This window comes from Agrococcus sp. Marseille-P2731 (assembly GCF_900117395.1).
Lineage (GTDB): Bacteria > Actinomycetota > Actinomycetes > Actinomycetales > Microbacteriaceae > Agrococcus.
Genome location: NZ_FPEG01000002.1, coordinates 620,511 through 645,404 on the forward strand (window position 1 = coordinate 620,511; position 24,894 = coordinate 645,404).

Below are 24,894 nucleotides of genomic sequence, written 5' to 3' on the forward strand. Positions count from 1 at the left end.
GCGACGAGGAAGCCCGGAGTCAGGCCTCGCCGCGGCGACGAAGGAGCAGCACGCTCTGCATGGCGATCAGACTACACCCACCCTCTGCCGCCGGAGCATCCGCTCAGTCGGTCGCGACCGCCGCGAGCGGAGGCACGGATGCGGCGCGAGCGCCCGCGGGCAGGCTCGCGGCGAGCGCGACGGCGAGGCCTCCGACGATGAGCGACACGGGCAGCAGCCAGGGGATGGTCGGCGCCGTCGAGACGACACCGCCGATGGATCCGACGAGCGACTGCGTGCCGATCCAGCCGTAGAGCGCACCGACGCAGAAGCCCGTCACGACCGCGACGATCGTGATCGAGCCCGCCTCGGCGAGCAGCATGGTGCGCGTCTGGCCGCGGCGGAGGCCCAGCATGCGCAGCAGCCCGATCTCACGCGTGCGGCGCCGCACCGACAGCAGCATCGCAGCGACGAAGCCGAGCACCGCGAGCACCGCGGAGAAGCTGACGATGCCCGTGATGATGCCCGTCACTCCCCCGTAGATCGCCTGCAGCTCTGCCCGGAACTCGGGGCTGCGCTCGATCGAGACGACTGCCGTGGTGAGCGAGGTGCCGGCCGTGACCATCATCGTGACGACGGCGGCACCCGCGAAGAGCGAGAGCACGAGCGCAGCGGTGCGACCCGGATGCGTCGCGAGCGTGCCAGCCGCGGCGCGCGCGGGAACGCCGCGGCCGAAGGCTCGCGATGCGAGCGCGACGAGCGGTGGGGCGATCGCCGGGGCGAGCCCGATGATGCCGGTGACGGACACGATGCCGCCGGCGAAGCCGACCAGCACGGCGAGGGGCGACAGCGGCGACAGCGCGACGGCTGCGGCGAGCAGGAGCGCTCCCGCGACGAGGGCGACACGAGCACCGAGGCGACGTCGCCGCGCGGTGGTCTCCACGTCGACGCCGGCACCGCGGAGCGCCTCGAGCGGCGAGACCGCGAGCACGTCCCGGGTCGCGAGCCATGCCGAGAGCACGGCGGCCGCTGCGACGGCGAGCGCGGGCACGGTCGCCCAGGGCTCGACCATCGGCATGTCCCGCAGGTCGAAGCGCTCGCCCAGGAGCGAGATGAGCTCGCCAGCGCCTCGCGCCGCGAGCAGGCCGAGCAGCCAGCCGACCAGCGCGCCCGCGAGTCCGACGACGACGAAGCCGCGCAGCACGCGTCGCCGCTCGGTGCGGGACGAGGCGCCGAGGAGGCGGCGCAGGGCGATCTCACCCCGCAGATCCTCGACCGCGCCGGTGAAGGCCTGCCGGGCGACGATGGCGCCGACGACGACCGAGACACCGATGAGCAGCAGGGCCGCGATCGCGAGCATGATGCGCGCGGTCGCGCTGCCGGCGATCATCGCCTCGCCGTAGAGCGCGAGGGCGGCGTGCTCCATGAGCGTCGCGAGGGCCGTGCCGAACGCGGCGGCGAGGATGGACACGGCCAGCGCGAGGCCGAGGCCGGTGCGGGAGGCGCCATCGGTGCGGTGCCGGGGCGAGGTGGCAGCGGCTGCGCCGGCTGCGGGCGGGGCGGCGGCGCTCGTCGACGGCGCGCTCATCGGGCTGCCGCCGCGAGCATGCGCTGAGCGATCGTCGCCGCGTCGGTCGCGGGGAGGTCGCCGTCGATGTGGCCGTCGCGCAGCAGCACCACGCGCTCGGCGCGCGCGGCGACTGCAGGATCGTGGGTCACGACGACGATCGCCTGTCCGGCGGCCGCCTGGCGCACGAGGATCTCCTGCACCTCGATCGACGTGACGGTGTCGAGCGCTCCCGTCGGCTCGTCGGCGAGCACGACGGCCGGTCGCTGCGCGAGCGCGCGGGCGATGGCGAAGCGCTGCTGCTGACCGCCGGAGAGCTCGTGTGGGCGTCGTCGCTCGAGCCCGTCGACACCGAGGTCGCGCAGCAGCTCGCCGATGCGGGCGCTGTCGGGCCGGCGGCCGGCGAGCAGCGAGGGCAGCTCGACGTTCTCGAGCGCGGTCAGGCTCGGCACCAGGTTGAAGGACTGGAACACGACGCCGACGCGGTCTCGCCGCAGCGACGTCAGCGCGTCGTCGTCGAGACCGACGACGGAGGTGCCGCCGATCACGACGTCACCGGAGCTCGGCACGTCGAGGCCAGCGGCGAGGTGCAGCAGGGTCGACTTGCCGGAGCCGGAGGGCCCCATGATCGCGGTGAGGGTGCCCGGAGCGATCTCCAGGTCGATGCCGTCGAGCGCGGTGACGGCGGCGCCGCCCGAGCCGTAGCGCTTGGTGGCGCCGCGGAGCGCCAGCGCTGGAGTCGTGAGCGCCGGGGCCGATGCGGCGTGCGGAGGCAGTGCGTTGGTGTGCATGCTCCCAGTCAACGGATGCGCGGCCTCGCGATCGTCACGCTGCGGTCGGAACGGCGTCATCCGAGCGGATGAGCCGGACCGGAGCCGCCGTCGCGCGCAGCCAGTCGCTGCTCGAGGATCAGGGCGAGCAGCCCTGGCTGCTGCAACGGCAGCCCATGGCCGACGCCGTCCACTCGCAGCAGCTCACTGCCCGCGCGGCTGCCATGCAGCACCGTCGCGGAATCGCGCATGACGGCGCGCTCCTCGCTCCCCACGACCACCAGCGCGGTCGGCGGCGCATCGGCGGCCTCCGGCGCGCGAGCCCACCCCTCCGGCACCCTGAAGCGCAGGTTCTCGCCCACGCTCGCCACGAGCGTCGCCCTCGAGATGGCAGCGCTGCCCTCGAGGTAGTCCGCCAGCAGCTCGTCGGGCACGAACAGCTCCTTGGCCTGGAGCCGCGCGAAGCGTCGCCACTTCGCGAGCGGCGCAGCCGCGGCGAGCATCGCGAGCGTCACCTGCGGCATCGCGATGCTCTTCGCCTGGGCGCTCACCACGACCGCGTCGGTGACCAGCTCCGGTCGCCGAGCGGTCAGCAGCACCGCCAGCTGCGCACCGAGGGAGAAGCCGAGCACGGTCGCTCCACCGGGCGCGCGCTCCTCGAGCACGCGCTCGAGCGCGTCGGCGGCGCCCTCGTGCGACGCGTAGTCGGTGGATGCGCTGCCCCCATGACCGGGCAAGTCCGGCACGATCGCACGAACGCGGTTCCCGAGGCGCTCGAGCAGGGGCTGCCACATCCACCCGGCGACTCCGCCGCCGTGCAAGAGCAGCAGCGGCGGCGCGTCGGCGGGGCCGGACTCGAGGACCTGCATGGCTCGAGCGATCAGGCGCGCTCGCCCGTGAGCCCGTGCTCGTAGGCGAACACGACCAGCTGCACGCGGTCGCGCAGCCCCAGCTTCGTCAGGATCCGCGAGATGTGCGTCTTCACCGTCGCCTCGGAGACGAACTCGGCGCGCGCGATCTCGGTGTTGGAGAGCCCCTTCGCGGCGAGCCCGAAGATCTGCCGCTCGCGGTCGGTGAGCTCGGCGAACGCGAGCGGTGCGGCGCGACGCTGGGCGCCGAAGGCCTTGAACAGCTCTCGCGTCGCGCTCGCCGCGATCACCTCGTTGCCGGCGTGCACCGTCCGGATCGACGCCAGCACGAGCTCAGGCTCCGCGTCCTTCAGGATGAAGCCGGATGCGCCGGCGCGGATCGCGCGCGCGGCCGCCTCGTCGAGGTCGAAGGTCGTCAGCACGACGACGCGGCTGCGCGGCTGCGCGGCGACGATGCGCGCCGTCGCGCCGATCCCGTCGAGCACAGGCATGCGCACGTCCATCAGCACCACGTCGGGCTGCTGCTCCTGCGCGAGCCGCACGGCCTGCGCCCCGTCGGCCGCCTCGCCGACGCACGTCATGTCCGCCTGCGACTCCACGAGCATCCGGATGCCGCCGCGGAACAGCGCTTGGTCGTCGACGATGAGCACCCGGATCATGCGGCGCCCGCCGGGAAGGAGGCGCGCACGCGGAACCAGCCGTCCTCGATGCCCGTCCACGCGTCACCACCGGCGAGCCGCGCGCGCTCGTGCATGCCGCGCACGCCGTGGCCGGGGTCGCCCGGGGCGGCCTGGAGTCGATTGTGCACGTCGACCACGATGCCACCGACGCCACCTGGGAGGGTGACGCCGCGCAGGCGCACGAGCACGGGCTGCGCGCGGTCGCCGTGCCGGAGGGCGTTGGTGAGCGCCTCCTGCAGGATCCGGTAGGCGGCGATGTCGGCCGTGCGCGGCAGCGGTGCCGCGGTGCCCTCGTGCGTGACGCGGACGTCGAGGCCGCTGCCGCGCATCCGCTCGATCAACGAGTCGACGTCGGACATCGATGCGACGGGGTCGGGCGCCTCGGAGTGGCGCAGCTGCGCCAGCAGCAGCCGGACGTCGCCGAGCGCGGCCTTCGCCGTGCCGGCGATCGATTCGAGCGAGGCGTCCTTCGCCGCGGGATCCTGCGTGTAGCGCGCGCCGTTCGCCTGCGCGATGACGACCGCCAGCGAGTGCGCCACGACATCGTGCATGTCGCGGGCGAGGGCGGCGCGCTCCTCCTCCTGGTCGGCGCGCTGCAGCGAGACCTGCGCCACCTCGGTCGCGGCGGTGCTGCGGTCGACGGCGGCGACGCCCCAGCCGGTGAGGATCGCGACGCTGAACAGGAGCATCGGCGGGATCCAGAGGAAGACCATCACGTCGAGCGCACCGAGCACCGTGTCGACGCCCTGCGTGGAGGTCTCGACCGCGAGCCAGTAGGCCGCGAGCAGCGAGGCGACGAACGCGAGGCCGAAGCCGGCGAGCCTGCCGGGCCAGCGGCTGAAGCGGCCGACGGAGTAGAGCACGACGAGCACGCCGAACCAGACCGGGAACATCCACGCGTGAATGGCCACGTGCACGACGGCCAGCGCGGTCAGCGCGGCGAGCGCGAGCACCGGGCGCGTGCGACGCAGCAGGATCGCACCGGCGATCGCGACGGTCACGACGGTCGAGATCGCCCACTGCCCGCCCCCGTCGACCAGCACGACCATCAGCAGCAGCGTCGGGATGGCGAGCACGAGCAGCGTGACGCCCGCGAGGATGGCATCGGCGCGCAGGGCGCCCCGGTCGATCCACGGGCGGCGCGGAGGGCGCTCGCCGACGGGCTCGACGGTGTCGGTCGCGAGGTCGGGCATGCCTGTCAGGCTATGGGGCCGAGGCGCCATGGGATCGGGAACGCGGGGTGAATCATCCGCTGGATGGAGTGCACGCTGCGTGGGTCTCGTGACGCGTGCGCCTGCGGCGCGCGCTCCTCGACCAGCGGGGGTGCGCCTGCGGCGCGCGCTCCTCGACCAGCGGGCGTGCACCTGCGGCGCGCGCTCCTCGACCAGCGGGGGTGCACCTGCGGCGCGCGCTCCTCGACCAGCGGGGGTGCGCTCAGAAGCCGAAGCGGCCGAGCTGCTTCGGGTCGCCCTGCCACTCCTTCGCGACCTTCACGCGCAGGTCGAGGTGCACCTGCGTGCCGAGCACGCGCTCGATCTCGGCACGCGCATCCGCCCCGACCTGGCGCAGCCGCGAGCCACCCTTGCCGATGATGATGCCCTTCTGGCTGTCGCGCTCGACCCACAGGTTGGCGTAGACGTCGGTGAGGTCGCGGCCCTCGCGGGGCACGATGTCGTCGATCGTCACCATGATCGAGTGCGGCAGCTCGTCGCGCACGCCCTCGAGCGAAGCCTCGCGGATCAGCTCGGCGATGCGGACCGAGATCGACTCCTCTGTGGTCGTCTCGGCCTCGTAGAGCGGCGGCCCCACCGGGAGCAGCTCGATGAGCTGATCGACGAGCACGTCGAGCTGAGTGCCGGCGACCGAGGAGAGCGGCACGATCGCATCCCACTCGCGCAGCTCGGAGACCGCGAGCAGCTGCGTCGCGACCGCCTGCTTCGATGCCAGGTCGGTCTTCGTCACGACCGCGATCTTCTTGGCCCGCGGGAAGCCCTCGAGCTGCTGGTCGATGAAGCGGTCGCCGGTGCCCATCGCCTCGTTGGCGGGGATGCACAGGCAGATGACGTCGACGTCGCCGAGCGTCGCCTTGACGACGGAGTTCAGGCGCTGACCGAGCAGCGTGCGCGGCTTGTGCATGCCCGGGGTGTCGACGATCACGAGCTGCGCGTCGTCGCGGTGTACGACGCCGCGGATCGCGTGGCGCGTGGTCTGCGGCTTCGACGAGGTGATCGCGATCTTCTCGCCGACGATCGCGTTCATCAGCGTCGACTTGCCGGCGTTCGGGCGACCGACGAAGGTCACGAAGCCGCTGCGGTGCCGCTCGGCGCGCTCCGCGGCCTCCTGGGCGGCGCGGCCGCTGTCGTGCTGGTCGTCGTGCATCATGCTGCCCCCTCGGCATCGGCGAGCGCTGCCGGCTCTGCGATGCGCTGCACCGCCATCTCGCCCGCGTTGCGGCCACGGCCATCGATCGAGCGCACCTCGATGCGCAGCCCCTCGTGGGTGACGATGTCGCCCACCTCGGCGATGCGGCCGAGCTCCTTCTGCATGAGACCGCCGACCGTGTCGACATCCTCGTCGTCGAGGCTCAACCCGAACAGGTCGCCCAGCTCGTCGATCTGCAGGCGTGCGGAGACGTGCCAGACGCCGCCCCCCGCCTCGACGGCCGCGAGCGCACCGCGATCGTGCTCGTCGTGGATCTCGCCCACGAGCTCCTCCACGAGGTCCTCGAGCGTCACGAGCCCGGCGATGCCGCCGTACTCATCCACGACCATCGCCACGTGCACGCGCTCGGACTGCATGAGCGCGAGGGTGTCGTCGGCCTTCTTCGACTCGGGCACGAGGATCGCGGGCCGCGCGAGATCCGCAGCCGTCTCGCTCGCGTCCGGCCGCCAGGTGCTGCTGCGCACCACGTCGCGCAGGTAGAGGATGCCGTCGATCTCGTCGGTGGACTCCCCCACGACCGGCATGCGCGACAGTCCGTTGTCGAGGAACTGCCGCAGCGCATCCTTCGCGGTCGTCTCGCGCTCGACCACGATCATGTCGGGGCGCGGCACCATGACCTCGCGCACGAGTGTCGCGTTGAACTCGAAGATCGAGTGGATCAGCTCGCGGTCGTCGTCCTGGAGCACCGAGCTCTCGGCAGCGGCGTCGACCATCGACAGCAGCTGCGCCTCGGTGCCGAAGGCCGTCTCGCGCTGTCGACCCGGCGTCACCTTGTCGCCGACCGTGACGACGAGCGAGGCGATGGGGCCCGTGAGCACCCGCCAGAAGCGGATGAAGCCGGCGGATGCGCGGAGCAGGCCGATCGCGTGCGCCCGGCCCACGGCGCGAGGGCTCGAGCCGACCAGCACGAACGAGATGACGATCATCGCGCCGCCGGCGACGAGCAGGGTGATCCACCACTCGACCACGAGCGAGTCGACCGCGAGCGTGATGAGCACCGCCGCGACGGTCTCGCACATGATGCGGCCGAACTGCAGCGTCATGATGTGGCTGCGCAGGTCGTCGGCGATGGACAGCATCGCGCGGCCGCGGCGGGACTGCTTCGCCGCCTCCTGCAGCTCGGCGCGCGAGACGACTCCGAGCGCCGCGTCGCACGCGGCCAGCCAGGCGCCGAACGCGACGAGCAGCGCAGCGACGATGAAGAGGACGGTCTCGAACATCAGCGCGCCTCGGTGCCGCTGCCGCCGTGCGCCACGAAGGCGGCGAGCAGCTTGTCCTGCAGCGCGAACATCTCGTCGCGCTCGGCGGCCTCGGCGTGGTCGAAGCCCAGCAGGTGCAGCAGGCCGTGCGTCGTCAGCAGGCGGAGCTCGGTCATGACGTCGTGCCCAGCCTCGCGAGCCTGCTCTGCCGCGACCTCCGGGCACAGCACGATGTCGCCGAGCAGTCCGGCCGGCGCCATGCGATCGGGCGAGCCGGGGCGCAGCTCGTCCATCGGGAAGGAGAGCACGTCCGTCGGGCCGGGCTCATCCATCCACTGCACGTGCAGCTGCTCCATCGTCGCGACGTCGACGAGTGCGATCGACACCTCGGCGTCGGGGTGCACGAAGAGCTTCTCGAGGTCGAAGGCGACCAGGCGCAGGAGCTGCGCCTCGTCGACCTCGGCGCCCGACTCGTTCAGCAGGTCGATCGCCATCAGCTGCGCCGTCCGCGGCCGCTGCGCTGCTGCGGGTGCGGCTTTCGCGCCTCGCGGGCCATCTGCCGCTGGTCGTGCTCGGTGTAGGCGTCGACGATGGCGCCCACCAGCGTGTGGCGCACGACGTCGGCGCTCGTGAGGGTGGCGAAGTGGATGTCGTCGATGCGGCCGAGCACCTGGCTCGCCACCTGCAGGCCGGAGGTGCCCGCCGGCAGGTCGACCTGCGTCGAGTCCCCCGTCACGACCATCTTCGAACCGAAGCCGAGGCGGGTGAGGAACATCTTCATCTGCTCGGGGCTCGTGTTCTGCGCCTCGTCGAGCACGATGAAGGAGTCGTTGAGGGTGCGCCCGCGCATGTACGCGAGCGGCGCCACCTCGACGACGCCGGTCGCGAGCAGCTTCGGGAGCAGCTCGGGATCCATCATCTCGTTGAGCGCGTCGAAGAGCGGCCGCAGGTAGGGGTCGATCTTGTCGGTGAGCGTGCCGGGGAGGAAGCCCAGCCGCTCGCCCGCCTCCACCGCGGGCCTGGTGAGGATGATGCGGCTGACCTCCTTGCGGTGCAGCGCCTGCACTGCCTTCGCCATCGCCAGGTAGGTCTTGCCGGTGCCTGCCGGGCCGATGCCGAAGACGATCGTGTGCTCCTCGATCGCCTCGACGTAGGAGCGCTGCCCCTCGGTCTTGGCGCGGATCGACTTGCCCTTCGAGGTCAGGATCACCTCGCCGATCGCGTCGGCGAGGCTGCGCGAGGGGTCCTGGCGCAGGATGCGCGAGCCCTCTCCGACCTCGGAGCCGGTCAGGTCGGTGCCCTGCCGCACCAGGTCGACGAGCTCCTGCACGAGGCGCGTCGCGACCGCGACCTCCTCCTCCGGGCCCGTCAGGGTCACGAGGTTGCCGCGCACCGCCACCCGGACCTCCGGATGCTCGTGCTCGAGGCGCGTGAGCAGCCGATCCTGCGGCCCCAGCAGCCGCACCATCTCGATGCCGTCGATCTCGATCGACTGCGTGTCGTCAGGCAAGCGAACCCTCTCCGAGCGATCCCGCGAGCACGTGGGCGTGCGCGTGGAACACGGTCTGTCCGGCGAGCTCGCCGGTGTTGAACACGAGGCGGAAGTCGCCGTCGGCGCGCTCACGAGCGATCGCGCGCGCCGCCTGGACCATCTCGGCCAGCAGGTCCGGGTCGCCGGCGCTCAGCTCGACGACGTCGCGGTACTGCGGCGTCTTCGGCACCACCAGCACGTGCATGGGCGCCTGCGGGTGGATGTCGGTGAACGCGATGATGCGATCGTTCTCGAGCACGATCTCCGCAGGGATCTCGCGCGCGATGATCTTCTCGAACACTGTCGTGTCAGCCATGCCGCTCAGCCTACCTTCGCGCCGCTCGACGGCGGCTGCCGCGAGTGCCGGTCACCAGCGTCCGAGCCGCACCGAGAGCGCGGCGATACCCGCCGGGCCCGCGGTCGAGGTGCGCAGCACGTGGTCGCCCATCCGCACCTGCATGGCACCGGCGGCGGCGAGCGCCTCGAGCTCTGCCGCCTCGATGCCACCCTCCGGCCCGACGACCAGCAGCACGTCGCGCTCGACCGCGATCTCGGCGATGGTGACGGATGCGGCGGGATCGAGGACGACCAGCTGCCACTCCTCCGCCAGGGCCGCGAGCCCTGCGGCGTCGACGACGTCGCCCACCTCGGGCAGGTGGGGGCGGATCGCCTGCTTGCCGGCCTCGCGCACCACCTTGCGCCAGCGCTCGAGCGACTTCTCGCGCCGATCGGCCTTCCACTGCACGACGCTGCGCCGCGCCTGCCACGGCACGATCGCGTCGATGCCGAGCTCGGTCGACGCCTGCACGGCCAGCTCGGCGCGGTCACCCTTGGCGAGCGCCTGCGCGAGGCCGATGCGTGGCGTGGGCGCCGGCACCTCCTGCACGTGCTGCAGCACGACGTCGACCCCGTCGCGCTCTGCGCGGTCGATCACGCCCTCGGCGAGCACGCCCCTGCCGTCACTGACGAGGACTCGCTCCCCACGTCGCATCCGCGACACGACGGCCGCGTGGTGCGCCTCGTCGCCCGTGAGCGTCACGAGGTCGCCGGGGGTCGCGCCCTCGAGCGCGTCGTGCCAGTAGCAGTGCGCCATCAGAGGCGGAAGCGGTCGCGCATCTTGGCGAAGAGGCCCTGCTTGAACTGCGAGAGCTGAGGCCCGGGCGCCTTGGTGCGCTCGCGGAGCTCGCGCAGCAGCTCCTCGGTGCGGCGGTCGGTCTTCGTCGGCGTCAGCACCTGCACGCCGAGCTTCAGGTCGCCACGGCCGGCGCCGCGCAGCCGCGTGACGCCGCGCTCGCCGACGGTGATGACGTCGCCCGACTGCGTGCCGGCGCGCACCTCGACCTCGACGGGGCCGTCGATGCTCTCGACGGTCGCGCGGGCGCCGAGCGCCGCGTCCGGCATCGACACCTCGAGCGTGCCGAGGATGTCGTCACCATCGCGGCTGAAGACGTCGTGGTGCCGCACGTTCACCTCGAGGTAGAGCGTGCCAGCGGGGCCGCCGCCCTCGCCGACCTCGCCCTGACCGGGCAGCTGGATGCGCAGACCGGTGTCGACGCCGGCCGGGATGTCGACGGGGATGGTGCGCTCGGAGCGCACCCGGCCGTGGCCCGCGCACGTGTGGCAGGGCTGCGGGATGACGGTGCCGTAGCCCTGGCAGACGCCGCAGGGCTGGCTCGTGACGACGTTGCCGAGCAGCGAGCGCACCTGTCGCTGCACGTGGCCGGAGCCGCCGCACTGCAGGCAGCGCTCCGGGCTCGTGCCGGGCTCGGTGGCCGCGCCCTGGCAGGTCTGGCAGAGCACCGCGGTCTGCACGCGCAGCTCGCGGTGCACGCCGAAGACGACGTCGGCGAGGTCGAGGTCGACGCGCAGCAGGCTGTCCTGCCCGGGCTGCCTGCGCGAGCGCGGTCCGCTCGAGCGGCCGCCACCACCCCCGAAGAACTGCTCGAAGATGTCGCCGAACCCGAAGGCGCCGGCACCGGCCGCGGGTCCGCGGTCGTACTCCGCGCGCGACTGCGGGTCGCCGAGCACGTCGTAGGCGTGCGTGACGTCCTTGAAGCGCTCGGAGGCATCCTCGCTCGGATTCACATCCGGGTGCAGCTCGCGAGCCAGTCGGCGATAGGCCTTCTTGATCTCGTCCTGACCGGCGTCGCGCGCGACGCCGAGGGTCTCGTAGTGATCTGTCACTCAGTCCTCGCTCAGCAGCCGCGTGAGGTAGCGCGCCACTGCGCGCACCGCGGCCATGTTTCCTGCGTAGTCCATGCGGGTCGGGCCCAGCACGCCGATGTGGCCCTCGGAGCCTCCGGTGCTGTAGGTCGAGGCCACCACGGCCGTCTCCCCCAGCGGGCCGGTGAGCTCGCGGCCGATCCGGGTCGCGATCTCGCCCTCCACGCCCATCTCGTCGAAGAGGCGCAGCAGCGTCACCTGCTCCTCGATCGCGTCGAGCACCGGTGTCACCGTGCCGTGGAAGTCGCGCTCCTCGCGCACGAGGTGCGAGGCGCCCGCCATCACGATCCGGTCGCCGCCGCCGGCCTGCAGCATCTCGGTGAGCGCCTGCGCGACGGCACCGGTCGCTGCGCGCAGCGAGCCGGGGGCGGATCCGGTGGCACCGGCGAGGCGCTTGAGTGCGTCTGCGGGCGCGAGCTCGCCGATGGTCTCGGTGTAGGCACGGCCGAGCGCGGTGGCTTGGTCGGGGTCGATGCGCTGCTGCGCGTCGAGCACTCGCTGCTCGACCCGACCGGAGTCGAGGATCAGCACGGCGAGCAGCCGGTGCTCGGCGACCGCGACGAGCTCGACGCGGCGCACGACGGCGTGGCGGCGGATCGGCACCTGCACGAGGGCGACCTGGTTGGTCAGCTGCGAGAGCAGCCGCGCGGTGCGATCGAGCACGTCGTCGCGGTCGATCGAGTCATCGAGGAAGCGCGAGATCGCGACGCGCTGCGCGTGCGTCAGCGGCTGCATGCGCTGGAGGCGGTCGACGAAGACGCGGTAGCCCTTGTCGGTGGGGACCCGACCGGAGGACGTGTGCGGAGCCGCGATGAGCTCCTCCTCCTCGAGCAGGGCCATGTCGTTGCGGATGGTCGCCGCGGAGACGCCGAACGCGTGGCGCTCGACGATCGACTTCGAGCCCACCGGCTCGCGCATGGCGACGTAGTCCTGCACGATCGCGCGGAGGACCTCGAGGCCGCGATCCGAGACCATCCGCGCTCCTCTCCTCCGCAGGCGATCGGGGTCCCGATCCCCCTGGCACTCTCGACTGCTGACTGCCAATCCTACCGCTCGTCGTCACGATCATGCGATGCACAGCCGGATGGGCGCAGAATGGTGCCAGCAGCGCGACCCGGGTGCGCTGCGATGACCATCGATGAGAGGCACGCCATGTCTGATCCCAACGCCCCCCGCGCAGAGGGCAGCGATCCCGCTGAGCAGTCGAGCAACGCTGAGCTGTCGAGCAACGGTGAGCGGCCGGCCAGCACCGAGCCGCCCGTCGACGGCTTCGCCGTGACCGACGAGCAGCACGCGGCGCCGAGCGCACCCGCTGCGCCGGGCGTCGGTGAGCCCGCGCAGTCGTTCTCCTCCCCCGCCGTCGACCCGGCCGCGCCCGCGCAGTTCGGCTCGGCCGGCGATGCCGGGCCCACGGCGCCCGGCCAGCCCGCGTTCGGCTCGATCGATGGAGCGCAGTCGTGGCAGCGGCCCGCAGCCGGCCAGTTCGGTGCCGGCGAGCCCGGTTCGCCCGGCCAGGCGCCCGCCTCCGGCCAGGGCGGCAGCGCGCCCTCCTACGGCCAGCCGGGCAGCGCGCCCTCCTACGGCCAGCCGGGCAGCGCGCCCTCCTACGGCCAGCCCGGGCCTTCGGGCTACGCCCAGCCCGGTCACGGCGCTCCCGGCGCCGGTCCGCAGCAGCCCTTCGGCCAGCCTGGCCAGCCCGGCCAGCCCGGCCAGCCTGGCCAGCCTCCCTACGGCCAGCCCGGCCAGCAGCAGTACGGTCAGCCGCAGTACGGCGCTCCCGGTCAGCCGCAGTACCCCGCGTCGGTGCCGATGTCGCCCACCGACGAGAAGAACGCCGGCATGTGGGGGCACCTCTCCGGCCTGTCGACGATCGTCACCGGCGGCTACGGCGGCTGGATCGGCCCGCTGATCGTCTTCCTGATCTACAAGGACCGCAGCGCCTTCGCACGGCAGGAGTCCAAGGAGGCCCTGAACTTCGGCATCCTGATGACGATCGCGACGCTCGGCCTGCTCGTCCTCGGCACGATCCTCAGCATCGTCGGGATCGGGTTCATCCTGCTGGCGCTCTGGTGGGTGCCGGGCCTGCTGCAGGTGATCTTCTCGATCATCGGCGCCATGCGCGTCAACGCCGGCGGCTCCTACCGCTACCCGTTCAACTGGCGGATCGTGCAGTAGCCCTAGGGAAGCAGCCGGCGCACCACCGCGTCGGCGAGGAGCCGCCCTCGCAGCGTCGGGATCACCCGGCCGGCGAGGGCGGCTCTTCCGTCCACCAGGCCATCGGCGACGAGGCCGGCCACGGCGACGCGCCCCTCGCGCTCGAGCGCCTCGACCGGCAGCCCCTCGGCGATGCGCGACTCAAGCAGCACGCGCTCCACGCGGCGCGTCTCGTCGTCGAGCACCTCGCGCGCGAGCGCTGGCGATGCTCCGGCGATCAGGCGGTCGCGGTACGCCGCCGGATGCTTGACGTTCCACCAGCGCACGCCGCCGACGTGGCTGTGCGCGCCCGGACCGAAGCCCCACCAGTCGTGCCCGCGCCAGTAGGCGAGGTTGTGCCGCGCGACGCGGTCGCCGCGGGACCAGTTGGACACCTCGTACCAGGAGTAGCCCGCTCGGCCGAGCGTCGCATCCGCGGCCTCGTACATCGCCGCCTGCAGGTCGTCGTCGGGCATGGCCAGCTCACCGCGGCGGATGCGCCGGGCGAGCGCCGTGCCGTCCTCGACGATGAGGGCGTAGGCGGAGACGTGATCCGGCTGCATCGCCACCACGGCGTCGAGCGATCGCTGCCAGTCCCCGAGCGACTCCCCCGGAGCGCCGTAGATGAGGTCGAGGCTGACCTCGAGCCCGGCCTCGCGCGCCCACTCGACGACGAGCGGCACGCGCTCAGGATCGTGCGTGCGGTCGAGCGCCGCGAGCACGTGCGGCACCGCGGACTGCATGCCGAAGGAGACGCGCGTGATGCCGCCCTCGCGCAGCTGCCGCAGGCCCGCGGCGTCGATCGAGTCGGGGTTCGCCTCGGTGGTGACCTCCGCGCCCTCGGCCAGGCCGAAGGCATCCGTCACCGCGCCGAGCATGGCGACCAGGTCGCCCGCGGGCAGCAGCGTCGGGGTGCCGCCGCCGAAGAAGACCGTCTGCATCGGGCGCAGCGGCCCGAGCTCGCCGAGCACGCCGGCAGCGAGCGCGATCTCGGCGGCGACATCGGCCGGGTAGCCCGCCCTGGTCGCGCCGCGCAGCTCGTCGGCCGTGTAAGTGTTGAAGTCGCAGTAGCCGCAGCGCACCGAGCAGAACGGCACGTGGATGTAGGCGCCGAACGGCGCATCGCTCCGCGTGCCGGCCGGCAGGCGGCCGTCGGCGGGTGCGGCGTCGCCCTCAGGCAGCCGTCCCACGGTCAGCGGACGTCGATGGACCGGAGCGAATCCATGAACCGGTCGTGGTAGCGGCGCCGCAGCGCCCGCGCGAAGGGGGCGCCGAGCTTGGCCCACCAGGCGTCCTGCCGCACGATGGCCCGGAAGTGCAGGAAGACCGTCTCGTCCTCTGCGATCTCGACCGTGAAGCGCTCCTCGCCCGCGAGCGGGTGGCCGTCGAGCGAGCCGATGATCACGCCGTGCGTGCTCTCCTCCTCCTCGACCGCGATGACGCGCATCGGCGCGTGCACCTGGACGCCGGCGACCCGGATGCGCTGGTCGATCGAGTCGCCCGGCTGCAGGAAGGGCTCGCCGTCGGGGCCGAAGTCCTGCAGCGGCTCGATGCTCGCGGCCCTCGTGGCCTCCGTGCCCTCGAAGCCGACCGGGCGGTAGACCGTGCCCTCCTCGGTGCCGACCACGTCGACCTCGATGCCGGCGAGGCGCTGGATCTTCCAGGTGCGCAGCGCCGCGACCGCTGCGTCGTAGCGGGGCCGGCCGTGGCCGATGCGGCTGCGCAGCTGCACGACCTCGAAGCCCTTCGGCGGGAAGCGGTGGAAGTCGAAGTGCGCGGTCGCACCCACGGAGCCGTAGTTGGTCGCGCGGTCGCGCAGGGGCTTGGTCACTTCGCGTCCTTCTTCGTCTCGCCGCTCGAGAGGGCGGCGATGAACGCCTCCTGGGGCACTTCCACGCGGCCGACCATCTTCATGCGCTTCTTGCCCTCCTTCTGCTTCTCGAGCAGCTTGCGCTTGCGGGTGATGTCACCGCCGTAGCACTTGGCGAGCACATCCTTGCGGATCGCTCGGATCGTCTCTCGCGCGATGATGCGCGCGCCGATCGCGGCCTGGATGGGCACCTCGAACTGCTGGCGCGGGATGAGGTCCTTGAGCTTGCCGGCCATCAGCACCCCGTAGGCGTAGGCCTTCTCGCGGTGCACGATCGCGCTGAAGGCGTCGACCTGCTCGCCCTGCAGCAGGATGTCGACCTTCACCAGGTCGCCCTCCTCCTCGCCGTCGACCTCGTAGTCGAGGGAGGCGTAGCCCTGCGTGCGCGACTTCAGGTGGTCGAAGAAGTCGAAGACGATCTCGCCCAGCGGCAGCCGGTAGCGCAGCTCGACCCGATCCTCCGAGAGGTACTCCATGCCGTTGAGCGTGCCGCGCCGCGTCTGGCAGAGCTCCATGATCGCGCCGACGTAGTCTTTGGGCGCGAGGATCGTGGCGCGCACCATGGGCTCCACGATCGACGAGATCTTGCCGTCGGGGAACTCGCTCGGGTTCGTGACGATGTGCAGCGAGCGATCCTCGGTGCGCACCTGGTAGACCACGCTCGGCGCGGTGGCGATGAGGTCGAGGTCGAACTCGCGGCGCAGGCGCTCGCTGATGATCTCGAGGTGGAGCAGGCCGAGGAACCCGCAGCGGAAGCCGAAGCCGAGCGCCACCGAGGTCTCGGGCTCGTAGACGAGCGCGGCATCCGAGAGCTTGAGCTTGTCGAGCGCCTCGCGCAGCACCGGGTAGTCGCTGCCGTCGATCGGGTAGATCCCCGAGAAGACCATCGGCTTCGGGTCGGCGTAGCCCTGCAGCGCGGTGGTCGCTGGCCCCCGCACCGAGGTCACGGTGTCGCCGACCTTCGACAGGCGCACGTCCTTCACGCCCGTGATGAGGTAGCCCACCTCGCCGACCGCGAGGCCCTTGGAGGGCTTCGGCTCGGGGCTCGAGACGCCGATCTCCAGCGCCTCGTGCTTGGAGCCGGTCGACATCATCATGACCTGCTCGCGCGGCGACAGCTTGCCGTCGATCATGCGGACGTAGGTGACCACGCCGCGGTAGGAGTCGTAGACGGAGTCGAAGATCATCGCGCGGGCGGGGCCGTCGACGTCGCCGACCGGCGCGGGGACCGTGCGCACCACTCGGTCGAGCAGCGCATCCACGCCCTCGCCCGTCTTGCCGCTGACGCGCAGCACGTCAGCGGGGTCGCCGCCGATGAGGCCGGCGATCTCGGCCGCGTACTTCTCGGGGTCGGCTGCCGGCAGGTCGATCTTGTTGAGCACCGGGATGATCTCGAGGTCGTTCTCCATCGCCAGGTAGAGGTTGGCGAGGGTCTGGGCCTCGATGCCCTGCGCGGCGTCGACCAGCAGGATCGCGCCCTCGCAGGCGGCGAGCGAGCGGCTGACCTCGTAGGTGAAGTCGACGTGGCCGGGGGTGTCGATCATGTTCAGCGCGAAGGTCTCGCCGTCGAGCTCCCACGGCATGCGCACGGCCTGCGACTTGATCGTGATGCCGCGCTCGCGCTCGATGTCCATCCGGTCGAGGTACTGGGCGCGCATCGAGCGGTCATCGACGACGCCCGTCAGCTGCAGCATCCGGTCGGCCAGCGTCGACTTGCCGTGGTCGATGTGCGCGATGATGCAGAAGTTGCGGATCTGCGCCGGGTCGGTCGCGGCAGGCTCGAGTGCCTTGGTCGCTCGGGGGCTCACGGGTCCTTCTCATCTGGAGGCTCGGCGGGGCCGCGAAGTGCGCGCGGTGTGGAAGGTCCCATTCTTCCACAGCGGATGCGGTGGCTCGCGTTGCGAGGGGCGTCCGGGCGCTGGTAGCATCGTTCGTTGGCTTCCCCTTCTTCTGCGCGTCCTGCGCGCGAGGGCGGGTCGCGGCGGGCTCTGGTGAGCAGAAGCCGCCGCCAATCACTCGTACGAACCAGAACAGGACACCATGGCGAACATCAAGTCGCAGATCAAGCGCATTCTGACGAACCAGAAGGCCACCGACCGCAACCGCGCGATCAAGAGCGAGCTCCGCACCGCTGTGCGCGAGGCGAAGAAGGCCATCGCCGCTGGCGATGCAGCCGTGGCGCAGGAGAAGGTCTCGGTCGCCGCCCGCAAGCTCGACAAGGCCGTCTCCAAGGGCGTCATCCACAAGAAGCAGGCCGCGAACCGCAAGTCGGCCATCGCGAAGCAGGTCGCCGCGCTCTGATCTGAGCCGCGCGCGCTGAGGGGACCCCGCGAGGGGTCCCCTCTTCTGCGCTTCGCCCCGAGCGGCACCTTGCCTGCGCCCCCGATTGGCGCCTCCCGCAGGTGATTGGCGCCTCCCGCAGGTGAGTGGCGCCTCCCGCAGGTGAGTGGCGCCTCCCGCAGGTGAGTGGCGCCTCCCGCAGGTGAGCGGCGCCTCCCGCAGGTGAGCGGCGCCTCCCGCAGGTGAGCGGCGGCTCCGACACGTGGCCGGGCTCGCTAACTGCATGCGGACCGCCGCCCGATGCCGAGATGGCGTAGAGGCCCGTCCTCACGCGATGGTGACACTCGACGTCTCGAACCGCCTCTCGATGACGGGAGCCGCCACTCAGGCGCAGGAAGCGCCACTCAAGCGCGGGAAGCGCCACTCAGGCGCGGGAAGCGCCACTCAAGCGCCGGAAGCGCCACTCAAGCGCAGGAAGCGCCACTCAGGTGCGGGAAGCGCCACTCAGGTGCAGGAAGCGCCACTCAGGCGCAGGAAGCGCCACTCAGGTGCAGGAAACGCCACTCAGGCGTGGAGCGCGCCGCGCCGTGGTGGGAGACGGGGTGTCGGCGGCGAGCGGGGGTCGGCGGCGATCAGGCCGCGCTGCGCGACGCCACCTGGCGCACGAGGCGCTCGACCGCGTAGTGCGCGTCGCGCTCGGCGCCCTTCACCGCGTGGTCGGCGTGCGCGATCGCCTCGATCGCGTCGCACAGGCTCGCGTCGCTGAAGTGCTGCAGGTCGCGGCGGGCGTTCGTCAGCTGCCAGTCCTGCATGCCCAGCTGCCGCGCGGCCTGCGGCCCGCCGCCTGAGACGCCCGAGACCTTCGCCAGCTGCCGGAAGCGCATCGCGAACGCCGCGACGATCGGCACGGGATCCGCACCGGTGGCGATGGCCTGCCGCAGCGTCACGAGCGCCTTCGCCGTGTCGCGGGCGATCACCTCGTCGACCACCGCGAAGGCCGTCGTCTCGACGCGGCCCGCGTAGTAGGTGCGCACGACCTGCTCGGTCACCGGGCCCTCGGTGTCGAGCGCCACCTGCCGGATGGCGTTCGCGAGCTCGGCGACGTCGGAGTGGAAGGCGTCGACGAGCGCCGCGACGGCGCCCTGCGTCGCCTCGCGCTCGAGCAGGCGCAGCTCGTTGCGCGCGAAGGGCAGCATGTCTCCCCTGCCGAGCGGCTGGCAGATCACCTCGATCGCGCCGGGCATCGCCCGGATCGCGTCGAGCAGCTTCTTGCCGCGCACGGTCGAGCCGTCGTGGCGGATGACGAGGGTCGTGCCGTCGACGGGCTGCTGCAGGTAGCGGAGCGCATCGGCGATGAACGCATCCGTCGCCTTCACGGCGTTCTCGACGCGGACGAGCCGCGGCTCGTCGAACAGCGACGGGCTCGCGATCAGCTCGAGCGCGCCATCGGTGTACTGCCCGGCGTCGAGGTCGGAGACCTCGAGCTCTGGATCCTCCAAGACGAGGAGCGACCGCAGCCGCTGGAGGGCACGGTCGGCGAGGAACGACTCCTTGCCGAACACCAGCACGACGGGGGCAGGCGACACCTGCTCCCAGCTGATCTTCGGGATGCTCGCTGCCATGCCACCAGCCTAGGGCGGGCCGCCCACCCCGCCGGACTCCGCGGCAGACGATCCTGAGCGCTCCGACCACATCCGCACACCGTCCTCGTCGACGGCGAGCGCGATCGTGCCGCGCTCGTCGGTGCGCAGCGGCACACCGCCGGTCTCCTGCACGAGTCGCAGCGCCGCATCCGTGGGGTGGCCGTAGTCGTTCTCACCCACGCCGATGAGGCCGACCGAGGCGCCGATGCGCCGATAGAGCGCAGGCAGCTGATCGGCCGAGCCGTGGTGCGCCACGACGACCGCCGCCGCCGCAGGCACTCCCGCCCGCAGCAGCCGCGACTGCGACTGCGCACCCAGGTCGCCGAGCACCACGAGCTCGATCGCGTCGGCAGCACCCGCCTCGCCGGGCCAGTCGACCGAGACCGCGACGCTCGCGTCGTTGCCCGGCTCGGCCTCGCCCACGGGCCACAGCGCCTCGATGCGCATGCCGCCGACCTGCCAGGCGTCGCCGCGCCGCGCCTCGTGCGCCGAGGCGCCGGCTGCCACCAGCTCGTCGACCACCGGGCCGGCGCGGTCGTCGAGCGGTCCGTGCACGAGCAGCCCCGTACGACCGACCAGCGCGGGCGAGCCGCCCGCGTGATCCACGTCGAAGTGCGTCAGCACCAGCATGTCGACGCGCTGCACGCCCAGCATGCTTAGGCACCGCTGCACGAGCGCCGGGTCCTCGCCCGTGTCTATGAGCACGGTCGCACCCTCGTGCCGCACGAGCGTCGCGCTCCCCTGCCCGACGTCGCACTGCGCCACGCGCCAGTCGGCGAGCGAGCCGAGCCTGATGCCCGGCCACGCTGCTCCGAGCCCCACCGCGGCGCCGAGCACGAGCGCCGCCGCGATGCCGCGCGCGAGCCGTGCGCGTGCATGCCCGAGCGTGACGAGGGCGAGCATCGCGGATGCGGCGAGCACGCCCCAGGGCGGGCTCGGCCACGGGATCTGCGCGGCTGGGAGCTGCTGGGCGAGCATCGCGACCTCGGCGATCCACGCCGCGGGGATCCAGGCGACCCACGCGAGGCCGATCGCGACAGCGGGCGCGAGCGGCGCGGCCAGGCACGCGGCCAGGCCCACGATCGTGACGATGGGGGCCGCTGGGCCGGCCAGCAGGTTCGCGAGCACCGAGACCAGGCTGACCCGCGCATCGAGTCCGACGAGCACCGGCATGCACCACAGCTGCGCGGCGATGGGCACCGAGACGAGCGCCGCGATCGGCGTCGGCAGCGCCCGCGAGAGCACTGCGGCGATGGGCCGCGCGTGCACGATGAGGCCGCACGTCGCCAGGGCCGAGAGCGCGAAGCCGGCGCTGGTCGCGAGGTGCGGCTGCAGCAGCAGCACGACGAGCACCGCGAGCGAGAGCAGCGCAACCGCGCCGGCGCGGCGCCCGGTGACGATGCCGAGCAGCCCGATCGACGCCATCGCACCGGCGCGCACGACGGAGGGCTCCGGCGTCACGAGCACGACGAACGCGGCGAGCGCGACCGCCGCGACGAGCACCCGCACCGGGCGGCGCGCGCCGAGCGCCGCCGCACCCTGGAACGCCGCACCCACGACGATGACGCAGTTCGCACCCGAGACCGCGGTCAGGTGCGATAGCCCGGTGTCCAGCATCGCCGTGCGCAGCTGCGGGCTCACCCGCCGCTCGTCGCCGATCGAGAGGCCCGGCAGCAGCTCGCCGCCAACACCCGGCAGCTGTGCAGAGGCCTGCAGCAGCCCGTCGCGCAGCGGTCCTGCCCAGGCTGCCCACGCCGCCGGCTCGGTCAGCTCGAGCTCGCTGCAGGTGAGCAGCCAGCGGGAGCCGTCGAGCCAGGCGTCGCAGGGACCCCTCGCCGTGCCGCCGATCGTGAGCGGCGCATCCGGCCCCCGCAGCAGCATCGCGCTGCGCAGCGCGTGCCGCTCTGCACCATCGGCCGCGCACCCGGTCACCACCACCTCCGTCGGCGCCGCCTGACCGAGCAGCAGCAGCGTCAGCTCGTCGCACGCCTCGAAGCCGCTCGCCACGACGCCGTCGCCGGCGAAGAGCAGCGGGCACGCGAGGCCCATGCCGAGCGCGAGCGTGCGCAGGACGTCGACGGCGAAGCTCGGCAGCCGCCGGCGAGCGACGTGCGCGACCACCAAGCACGCCACCGCGGCTCCCCCGGTGACCGCGGCCGCGGCACCCAGCAGCGCGGCATGCGCGCTGAGGACGGCCAGCACGGCCCACGCGATCGCGACGGGCAGGGCGAGCCGCAGGTCGCGCATCAGCCGCGCCCGCCCGTCACAGCGTCACCAGCGGCGTGAGCGTCGCCAGCAGCGCGGGACCGATGCCCGAGACGTCGTCGAGCTGCGCGATGTCGGTGAAGGGACCCTGCTCGTCGCGGTGCGCGATGATCGCCATCGCGAGCGAGGGGCCCACCCGGGGCAGCGCTTCGAGCGCCGCCTGATCGGCGCGGTTGATCGAGACCAGACCGCCCGGCCCTGTCCCGACACCCGAGGTGCCGCCGCCCGCGGCAGCCGCCTCGGACGCCGCCGCCTGCTCGTCGAGCGTCGGCACGATGAGCTGCTCGCCGTCGACGAGCGTCCGCGCGAGGTTCAGCGCGCCGGCTGCCGCGTCGTCACCGGTGCCGCCAGCCCTCGCCAGCGCGTCCAGCACGCGCGAGCCCTGCGGCAGCCGATAGACGCCGGGCCGATCGACGGCGCCCTGCACGTCGACGACGAGGTCGGCGGTGGCGGTCGCGACGGGCGAGGGCAGCATCGCGTCGGGCTGCGCGTCCGCCACCATCCGCTGCGCGACACCGCCGGCGACCGCGCCGAGCACGAGCAGCACGGCGGCCCCGGCCCCCAGCCGCCAGCGCGCATCCGTTCCGGCCATCCGGGCACGGTAGGGCGGATGCGGCGGGCCGCGTCAGTGCGCCGGGCGCGCCTGTGGACGGCGGGCTTCGACACGGTCAGCGCTCGGAGGGCGCGGACCGGCTCAGCCGACAGGGACGCCCGGAGGGCGCGGACCGGCTCAGCCGACAGGGACGCCCGGAGGGCGCGGACCGGCGGATCCTGAGCCGGTGCGCGCCGCAGGCGCACACCGAGTCGAAGGGCAGCCGGCGGAAGTGGCTAGATGACGAGGTTGACGAGCCTCGGCGCGCGCACGATGACCGTGCGGATCTCGGCGTCGCCGACAGCTCGCTGCACGCCCGCGAGCTCGCGCGCCGCGGCCTCGAGCTCCGCATCCGTGATGTCTGCAGCCACGTCGATGCGGTCGCGCACCTTGCCGTTCACCTGCACGACTGCCGTGACCGTCTGCTCCTTGATGAGCGAGCGATCGGCCTCGCGCCACCCCGCGTTCGCGACCGAGGGCTCGTGGCCGAGGTTCGCCCACATGTCCTCCGCCGTGTACGGCGCGAAGAGCGAGAGGCCGAGCGCGATCGTCTCGACCGCCTCTCGCACCGCGGGGTCCGCGGCACCGGGACCCGAGTCGACCGCCTTGCGGGTCGCGTTCGTCAGCTCCATCAGGCGAGCGACGACGACGTTGAACTTCAGCGCCTCGACGAGGCCCGGCGCATCCGCCAAGAACTTGTGCGTCTCGCGCCGCAGTGCACGGTCGCCGGGCTTCGGGTCGGTCCCGGGCTTCGCGAGCTGCTCGATCGAGAGCCGCCACGCGCGCGCCAGGAACTTCTGCGAGCCGGTCGGGCTGACGTCCTTCCAGTCGATGTCGTCCTCCGGCGGGCCGGCGAACGACATCGTCAAGCGCACCGCGTCCACGCCGAACTGCTCGAGCTCCTCCGAGAGCGTGACGAGGTTGCCCTTCGACTTCGACATCTTCGAGCCGTCGAGGATCACCATGCCCTGGTTGAGCAGCGACTCGAAGGGCTCGGTGAAGGGCACGTGCCCCAGGTCGAAGAGCACCTTCGTGATGAAGCGCGCGTAGAGCAGGTGCAGGATCGCGTGCTCGACGCCGCCCACGTAGCGGTCGACGGGGGCCCAGCGCTCGACCTGCGCGCGGTCGAACGGCTGCGTGTCGTCGGTCGGGTTGAGGAACCGCAGGTAGTACCAGGACGAGTCGACGAAGGTGTCCATCGTGTCGGCGTCGCGCTTGGCGGGGCTGCCGTCGATCGGCGAGGGCACGTTCACCCAGTCCTCGGCCGCGCCGAGCGGGCTCGTGCCCTTCGGCTTCAGGTCGAGCCCGTCGGAGTCGGGCAGCGTGACGGGCAGCTGCTCGAGCGGCACCGGCACCTCCTGCCCGTCTGCGGTGTGGATGATCGGGATGGGCGTGCCCCAGTAGCGCTGACGGCTCACGAGCCAGTCGCGCAGGCGGTAGGTCTTCGCGGCGCGACCGACACCGCGCTGCTCGAGCAGCTGCACCATCCGGCTGATGGCGTGCGCCTTCGACATGCCGTCGAGCTCACCCGAGTTGATCATGCGGCCGTCACCGGTGAGCGCCTCACCGGTCGACTTCGGGTCGAGCGGCGGCTGCTCCTCCGGCCAGACGGCGTTGCCCTCGTCGTCGAGCGGGATCTGCGGCATGACGCCCGTGACGGGGGCGTTCGTGTCGACGACGACGCGCACCGGCAGGTCGAAGGCGCGCGCGAAGTCGAGGTCGCGCTGGTCGTGCGCGGGCACGCCCATGACCGCGCCGTGGCCGTAGTCGGCCAGCACGTAGTCGGCGGCCCACACGGGCATCCGCTCGCCCGTCAGCGGATGGGTCGCGAAGCGCCCGAGGTCGACGCCCGTCTTGACGCGCTCGGTGCTCTGGCGGTCGATCTCCGTCATCCGGCCGACGTCGTCCAGGTAGGCCTGGAAGCGCATCCGCACCGCCGGGTCAGCACCCGCAGCCAGCTCTGCCGCTAGGTCGGAGTCGGGCGCGACGACCAGGAAGGTGGCGCCGTAGAGCGTGTCGGGCCGGGTCGTGAAGACGGGCACGCGACCCGCGTGGCCCTCGATCTCGAACTCGACCTCAGCGCCCTCGGAGCGCCCGATCCAGTTGCGCTGCATGCGCAGCACCTTCTCGGGCCAGCGGCCCTCGAGCTGGTTCAGGTCGTCGAGCAGGCGGTCGGCGTAGTCGGTGATCTTGAAGTACCACTGCGTCAGCTTCTTCTTGACGACGGGGGTGCCGCAGCGCTCGCAGGCACCGTCGACGACCTGCTCGTTCGCGAGCACCGTCTGATCCTTCGGGCACCAGTTGACGTTGGAGGGCTTGCGATACGCGAGGCCGGCCTTGTAGAGCTCGAGGAACAGCCACTGGTTCCATTTGTAGTACTGGGGGTCGCTGGTGTGCAGGATGCGGTCCCAGTCGAACGCCGTCGCGTACTTGCGCATCGAGCGCTTGTGCTGCTCGATGTTCGCCGCTGTCCAGGCCTTCGGGTCGATGCCGCGCTGGATCGCCGCGTTCTCGGCGGGGAGGCCGAAGGAGTCCCATCCGATCGGGTGCAGCACGTTGAAGCCCTGCTGTCGCCAGTAGCGCGCGAGCACGTCGCCGTAGGCGTAGGACTCGGCGTGACCCATGTGGAGGTCGCCCGAGGGGTACGGGAACATGTCGAGCACGTACTTGCGCGGGCGCGCGTCGGTCTCGTCGTCCGTGGCGAAGGGTCGCAGGGCCTCCCACACGGGCAGCCAGCGCTGCTCGATGCGGGCGAAGTCGTAGGTCTCGTCGGTCACTGATGCTCCTGGGT

Annotated in this window: 22 protein-coding genes; 2 read left to right on the top strand and 20 right to left on the bottom strand. The window is 72.3% G+C overall.

The window, feature by feature from the left end:
• Window positions 1-103: 103 nt before the first annotated feature.
• The 13 genes from BQ6202_RS06885 to hrcA form a co-directional block, all read right to left on the bottom strand.
• Entirely contained in the window at window positions 104-1,567 is a 1,464-nt protein-coding gene (locus BQ6202_RS06885) for an ABC transporter permease (RefSeq protein WP_072313694.1), read from the bottom strand.
• Window positions 1,564-2,337 (bottom strand): ABC transporter ATP-binding protein, encoded by a 774-nt coding sequence (locus BQ6202_RS06890; protein WP_072313695.1) that lies wholly within the window; start codon window positions 2,335-2,337, stop codon window positions 1,564-1,566. The genes BQ6202_RS06885 and BQ6202_RS06890 overlap by 4 nt, the downstream gene beginning before the upstream one ends.
• Window positions 2,338-2,393: 56 nt before the next feature.
• Window positions 2,394-3,185, bottom strand: a complete 792-nt coding sequence (locus BQ6202_RS06895; protein ID WP_072313696.1) for an alpha/beta fold hydrolase — start codon at window positions 3,183-3,185, stop codon at window positions 2,394-2,396.
• 11 nt (window positions 3,186-3,196) lie between these two features.
• Complete coding sequence (locus BQ6202_RS06900; RefSeq protein WP_072313697.1) at window positions 3,197-3,844, bottom strand: response regulator; 648 nt, start codon at window positions 3,842-3,844, stop codon at window positions 3,197-3,199.
• A complete protein-coding gene (locus tag BQ6202_RS06905; protein ID WP_072313698.1) occupies window positions 3,841-5,058 on the bottom strand; it encodes a sensor histidine kinase in 1,218 nt (405 codons plus the stop codon). Before BQ6202_RS06905 ends, BQ6202_RS06900 begins: the two co-directional genes overlap by 4 nt.
• A 241-nt stretch (window positions 5,059-5,299) precedes the next feature.
• On the bottom strand, window positions 5,300-6,244 hold the full coding sequence (gene era / locus BQ6202_RS06910) for a GTPase Era (protein WP_083587124.1): 945 nt from the start codon (window positions 6,242-6,244) through the stop codon (window positions 5,300-5,302).
• Complete coding sequence (locus BQ6202_RS06915; protein ID WP_072313699.1) at window positions 6,244-7,527, bottom strand: hemolysin family protein; 1,284 nt, start codon at window positions 7,525-7,527, stop codon at window positions 6,244-6,246. The genes era and BQ6202_RS06915 overlap by 1 nt, the downstream gene beginning before the upstream one ends.
• Window positions 7,527-8,000, bottom strand: coding sequence for an rRNA maturation RNase YbeY (gene ybeY / locus BQ6202_RS06920; RefSeq protein ID WP_072313700.1), 474 nt, complete (start codon window positions 7,998-8,000; stop codon window positions 7,527-7,529). Before ybeY ends, BQ6202_RS06915 begins: the two co-directional genes overlap by 1 nt.
• Window positions 8,000-8,974 (bottom strand): PhoH family protein, encoded by a 975-nt coding sequence (locus BQ6202_RS06925; RefSeq protein ID WP_083587125.1) that lies wholly within the window; start codon window positions 8,972-8,974, stop codon window positions 8,000-8,002. Before BQ6202_RS06925 ends, ybeY begins: the two co-directional genes overlap by 1 nt.
• A gap of 34 nt (window positions 8,975-9,008) precedes the next feature.
• Complete coding sequence (locus tag BQ6202_RS06930; protein ID WP_072313702.1) at window positions 9,009-9,353, bottom strand: HIT domain-containing protein; 345 nt, start codon at window positions 9,351-9,353, stop codon at window positions 9,009-9,011.
• A gap of 51 nt (window positions 9,354-9,404) precedes the next feature.
• Entirely contained in the window at window positions 9,405-10,130 is a 726-nt protein-coding gene (locus BQ6202_RS06935; protein WP_072313703.1) for a 16S rRNA (uracil(1498)-N(3))-methyltransferase, read from the bottom strand.
• On the bottom strand, window positions 10,130-11,221 hold the full coding sequence (dnaJ, locus tag BQ6202_RS06940; protein WP_072313704.1) for a molecular chaperone DnaJ: 1,092 nt from the start codon (window positions 11,219-11,221) through the stop codon (window positions 10,130-10,132). The genes BQ6202_RS06935 and dnaJ overlap by 1 nt, the downstream gene beginning before the upstream one ends.
• A complete protein-coding gene (gene hrcA / locus BQ6202_RS06945) occupies window positions 11,222-12,235 on the bottom strand; it encodes a heat-inducible transcriptional repressor HrcA (RefSeq protein WP_072313705.1) in 1,014 nt (337 codons plus the stop codon). It lies immediately after the preceding gene.
• A gap of 177 nt (window positions 12,236-12,412) precedes the next feature.
• On the opposite strand from hrcA, the gene BQ6202_RS06950 reads away from it, so the two are divergent.
• Window positions 12,413-13,435, top strand: coding sequence for a DUF4870 domain-containing protein (locus tag BQ6202_RS06950; RefSeq protein ID WP_143143665.1), 1,023 nt, complete (start codon window positions 12,413-12,415; stop codon window positions 13,433-13,435).
• Between the two features lie 2 nt (window positions 13,436-13,437).
• Here BQ6202_RS06950 and hemW read toward each other — a convergent pair whose 3' ends face one another.
• From hemW to lepA, 3 genes are read right to left on the bottom strand one after another with little or no spacing between them, the layout of a single operon-like run.
• Entirely contained in the window at window positions 13,438-14,643 is a 1,206-nt protein-coding gene (hemW, locus tag BQ6202_RS06955) for a radical SAM family heme chaperone HemW (RefSeq protein ID WP_072313707.1), read from the bottom strand.
• Between the two features lie 2 nt (window positions 14,644-14,645).
• Complete coding sequence (locus BQ6202_RS06960) at window positions 14,646-15,284, bottom strand: DUF1990 family protein (protein WP_072313708.1); 639 nt, start codon at window positions 15,282-15,284, stop codon at window positions 14,646-14,648.
• On the bottom strand, window positions 15,281-17,131 hold the full coding sequence (lepA, locus tag BQ6202_RS06965) for a translation elongation factor 4 (RefSeq protein WP_072313709.1): 1,851 nt from the start codon (window positions 17,129-17,131) through the stop codon (window positions 15,281-15,283). Before lepA ends, BQ6202_RS06960 begins: the two co-directional genes overlap by 4 nt.
• Window positions 17,132-17,363: 232 nt before the next feature.
• On the opposite strand from lepA, the gene rpsT reads away from it, so the two are divergent.
• Window positions 17,364-17,624: a 30S ribosomal protein S20 gene (gene rpsT / locus BQ6202_RS06970; protein WP_072313710.1), complete on the top strand. Its 261-nt coding sequence runs from the start codon at window positions 17,364-17,366 to the stop codon at window positions 17,622-17,624.
• 611 nt (window positions 17,625-18,235) lie between these two features.
• Here the strand turns inward: rpsT and holA are convergent.
• The 4 genes from holA to leuS all read right to left on the bottom strand — a co-directional run bounded on the left by holA (window position 18,236) and on the right by leuS (window position 24,880).
• Window positions 18,236-19,225, bottom strand: coding sequence for a DNA polymerase III subunit delta (gene holA / locus BQ6202_RS06975; protein WP_072313711.1), 990 nt, complete (start codon window positions 19,223-19,225; stop codon window positions 18,236-18,238).
• 9 nt (window positions 19,226-19,234) lie between these two features.
• Window positions 19,235-21,493, bottom strand: a complete 2,259-nt coding sequence (locus BQ6202_RS06980; RefSeq protein WP_072313712.1) for a ComEC/Rec2 family competence protein — start codon at window positions 21,491-21,493, stop codon at window positions 19,235-19,237.
• A 16-nt stretch (window positions 21,494-21,509) separates the two neighbouring features.
• Window positions 21,510-22,103: a ComEA family DNA-binding protein gene (locus BQ6202_RS06985; protein ID WP_072313713.1), complete on the bottom strand. Its 594-nt coding sequence runs from the start codon at window positions 22,101-22,103 to the stop codon at window positions 21,510-21,512.
• Between the two features lie 236 nt (window positions 22,104-22,339).
• Window positions 22,340-24,880, bottom strand: coding sequence for a leucine--tRNA ligase (gene leuS, locus BQ6202_RS06990; protein ID WP_072313714.1), 2,541 nt, complete (start codon window positions 24,878-24,880; stop codon window positions 22,340-22,342).
• Window positions 24,881-24,894: the final 14 nt, after the last annotated feature.

Bases quoted from the DNA above. Each gene is read 5' to 3' on its own strand.
- BQ6202_RS06885 (WP_072313694.1), bottom strand. From the start codon at position 1,567: ATGAGCGCGCCGTCGACGAGCGCCGCCGCCCCGCCCGCAGCCGGCGCA.
- BQ6202_RS06890 (WP_072313695.1), bottom strand. From the start codon at position 2,337: ATGCACACCAACGCACTGCCTCCGCACGCCGCATCGGCCCCGGCGCTC.
- BQ6202_RS06895 (WP_072313696.1), bottom strand. From the start codon at position 3,185: ATGCAGGTCCTCGAGTCCGGCCCCGCCGACGCGCCGCCGCTGCTGCTC.
- BQ6202_RS06900 (WP_072313697.1), bottom strand. From the start codon at position 3,844: ATGATCCGGGTGCTCATCGTCGACGACCAAGCGCTGTTCCGCGGCGGC.
- BQ6202_RS06905 (WP_072313698.1), bottom strand. From the start codon at position 5,058: ATGCCCGACCTCGCGACCGACACCGTCGAGCCCGTCGGCGAGCGCCCT.
- era (WP_083587124.1), bottom strand. From the start codon at position 6,244: ATGCACGACGACCAGCACGACAGCGGCCGCGCCGCCCAGGAGGCCGCG.
- BQ6202_RS06915 (WP_072313699.1), bottom strand. From the start codon at position 7,527: ATGTTCGAGACCGTCCTCTTCATCGTCGCTGCGCTGCTCGTCGCGTTC.
- ybeY (WP_072313700.1), bottom strand. From the start codon at position 8,000: ATGGCGATCGACCTGCTGAACGAGTCGGGCGCCGAGGTCGACGAGGCG.
- BQ6202_RS06925 (WP_083587125.1), bottom strand. From the start codon at position 8,974: ATGGTGCGGCTGCTGGGGCCGCAGGATCGGCTGCTCACGCGCCTCGAG.
- BQ6202_RS06930 (WP_072313702.1), bottom strand. From the start codon at position 9,353: ATGGCTGACACGACAGTGTTCGAGAAGATCATCGCGCGCGAGATCCCT.
- BQ6202_RS06935 (WP_072313703.1), bottom strand. From the start codon at position 10,130: ATGGCGCACTGCTACTGGCACGACGCGCTCGAGGGCGCGACCCCCGGC.
- hrcA (WP_072313705.1), bottom strand. From the start codon at position 12,235: ATGGTCTCGGATCGCGGCCTCGAGGTCCTCCGCGCGATCGTGCAGGAC.
- BQ6202_RS06950 (WP_143143665.1), top strand. From the start codon at position 12,413: ATGTCTGATCCCAACGCCCCCCGCGCAGAGGGCAGCGATCCCGCTGAG.
- rpsT (WP_072313710.1), top strand. From the start codon at position 17,364: ATGGCGAACATCAAGTCGCAGATCAAGCGCATTCTGACGAACCAGAAG.
- holA (WP_072313711.1), bottom strand. From the start codon at position 19,225: ATGGCAGCGAGCATCCCGAAGATCAGCTGGGAGCAGGTGTCGCCTGCC.
- BQ6202_RS06980 (WP_072313712.1), bottom strand. From the start codon at position 21,493: ATGCGCGACCTGCGGCTCGCCCTGCCCGTCGCGATCGCGTGGGCCGTG.
- BQ6202_RS06985 (WP_072313713.1), bottom strand. From the start codon at position 22,103: ATGGCCGGAACGGATGCGCGCTGGCGGCTGGGGGCCGGGGCCGCCGTG.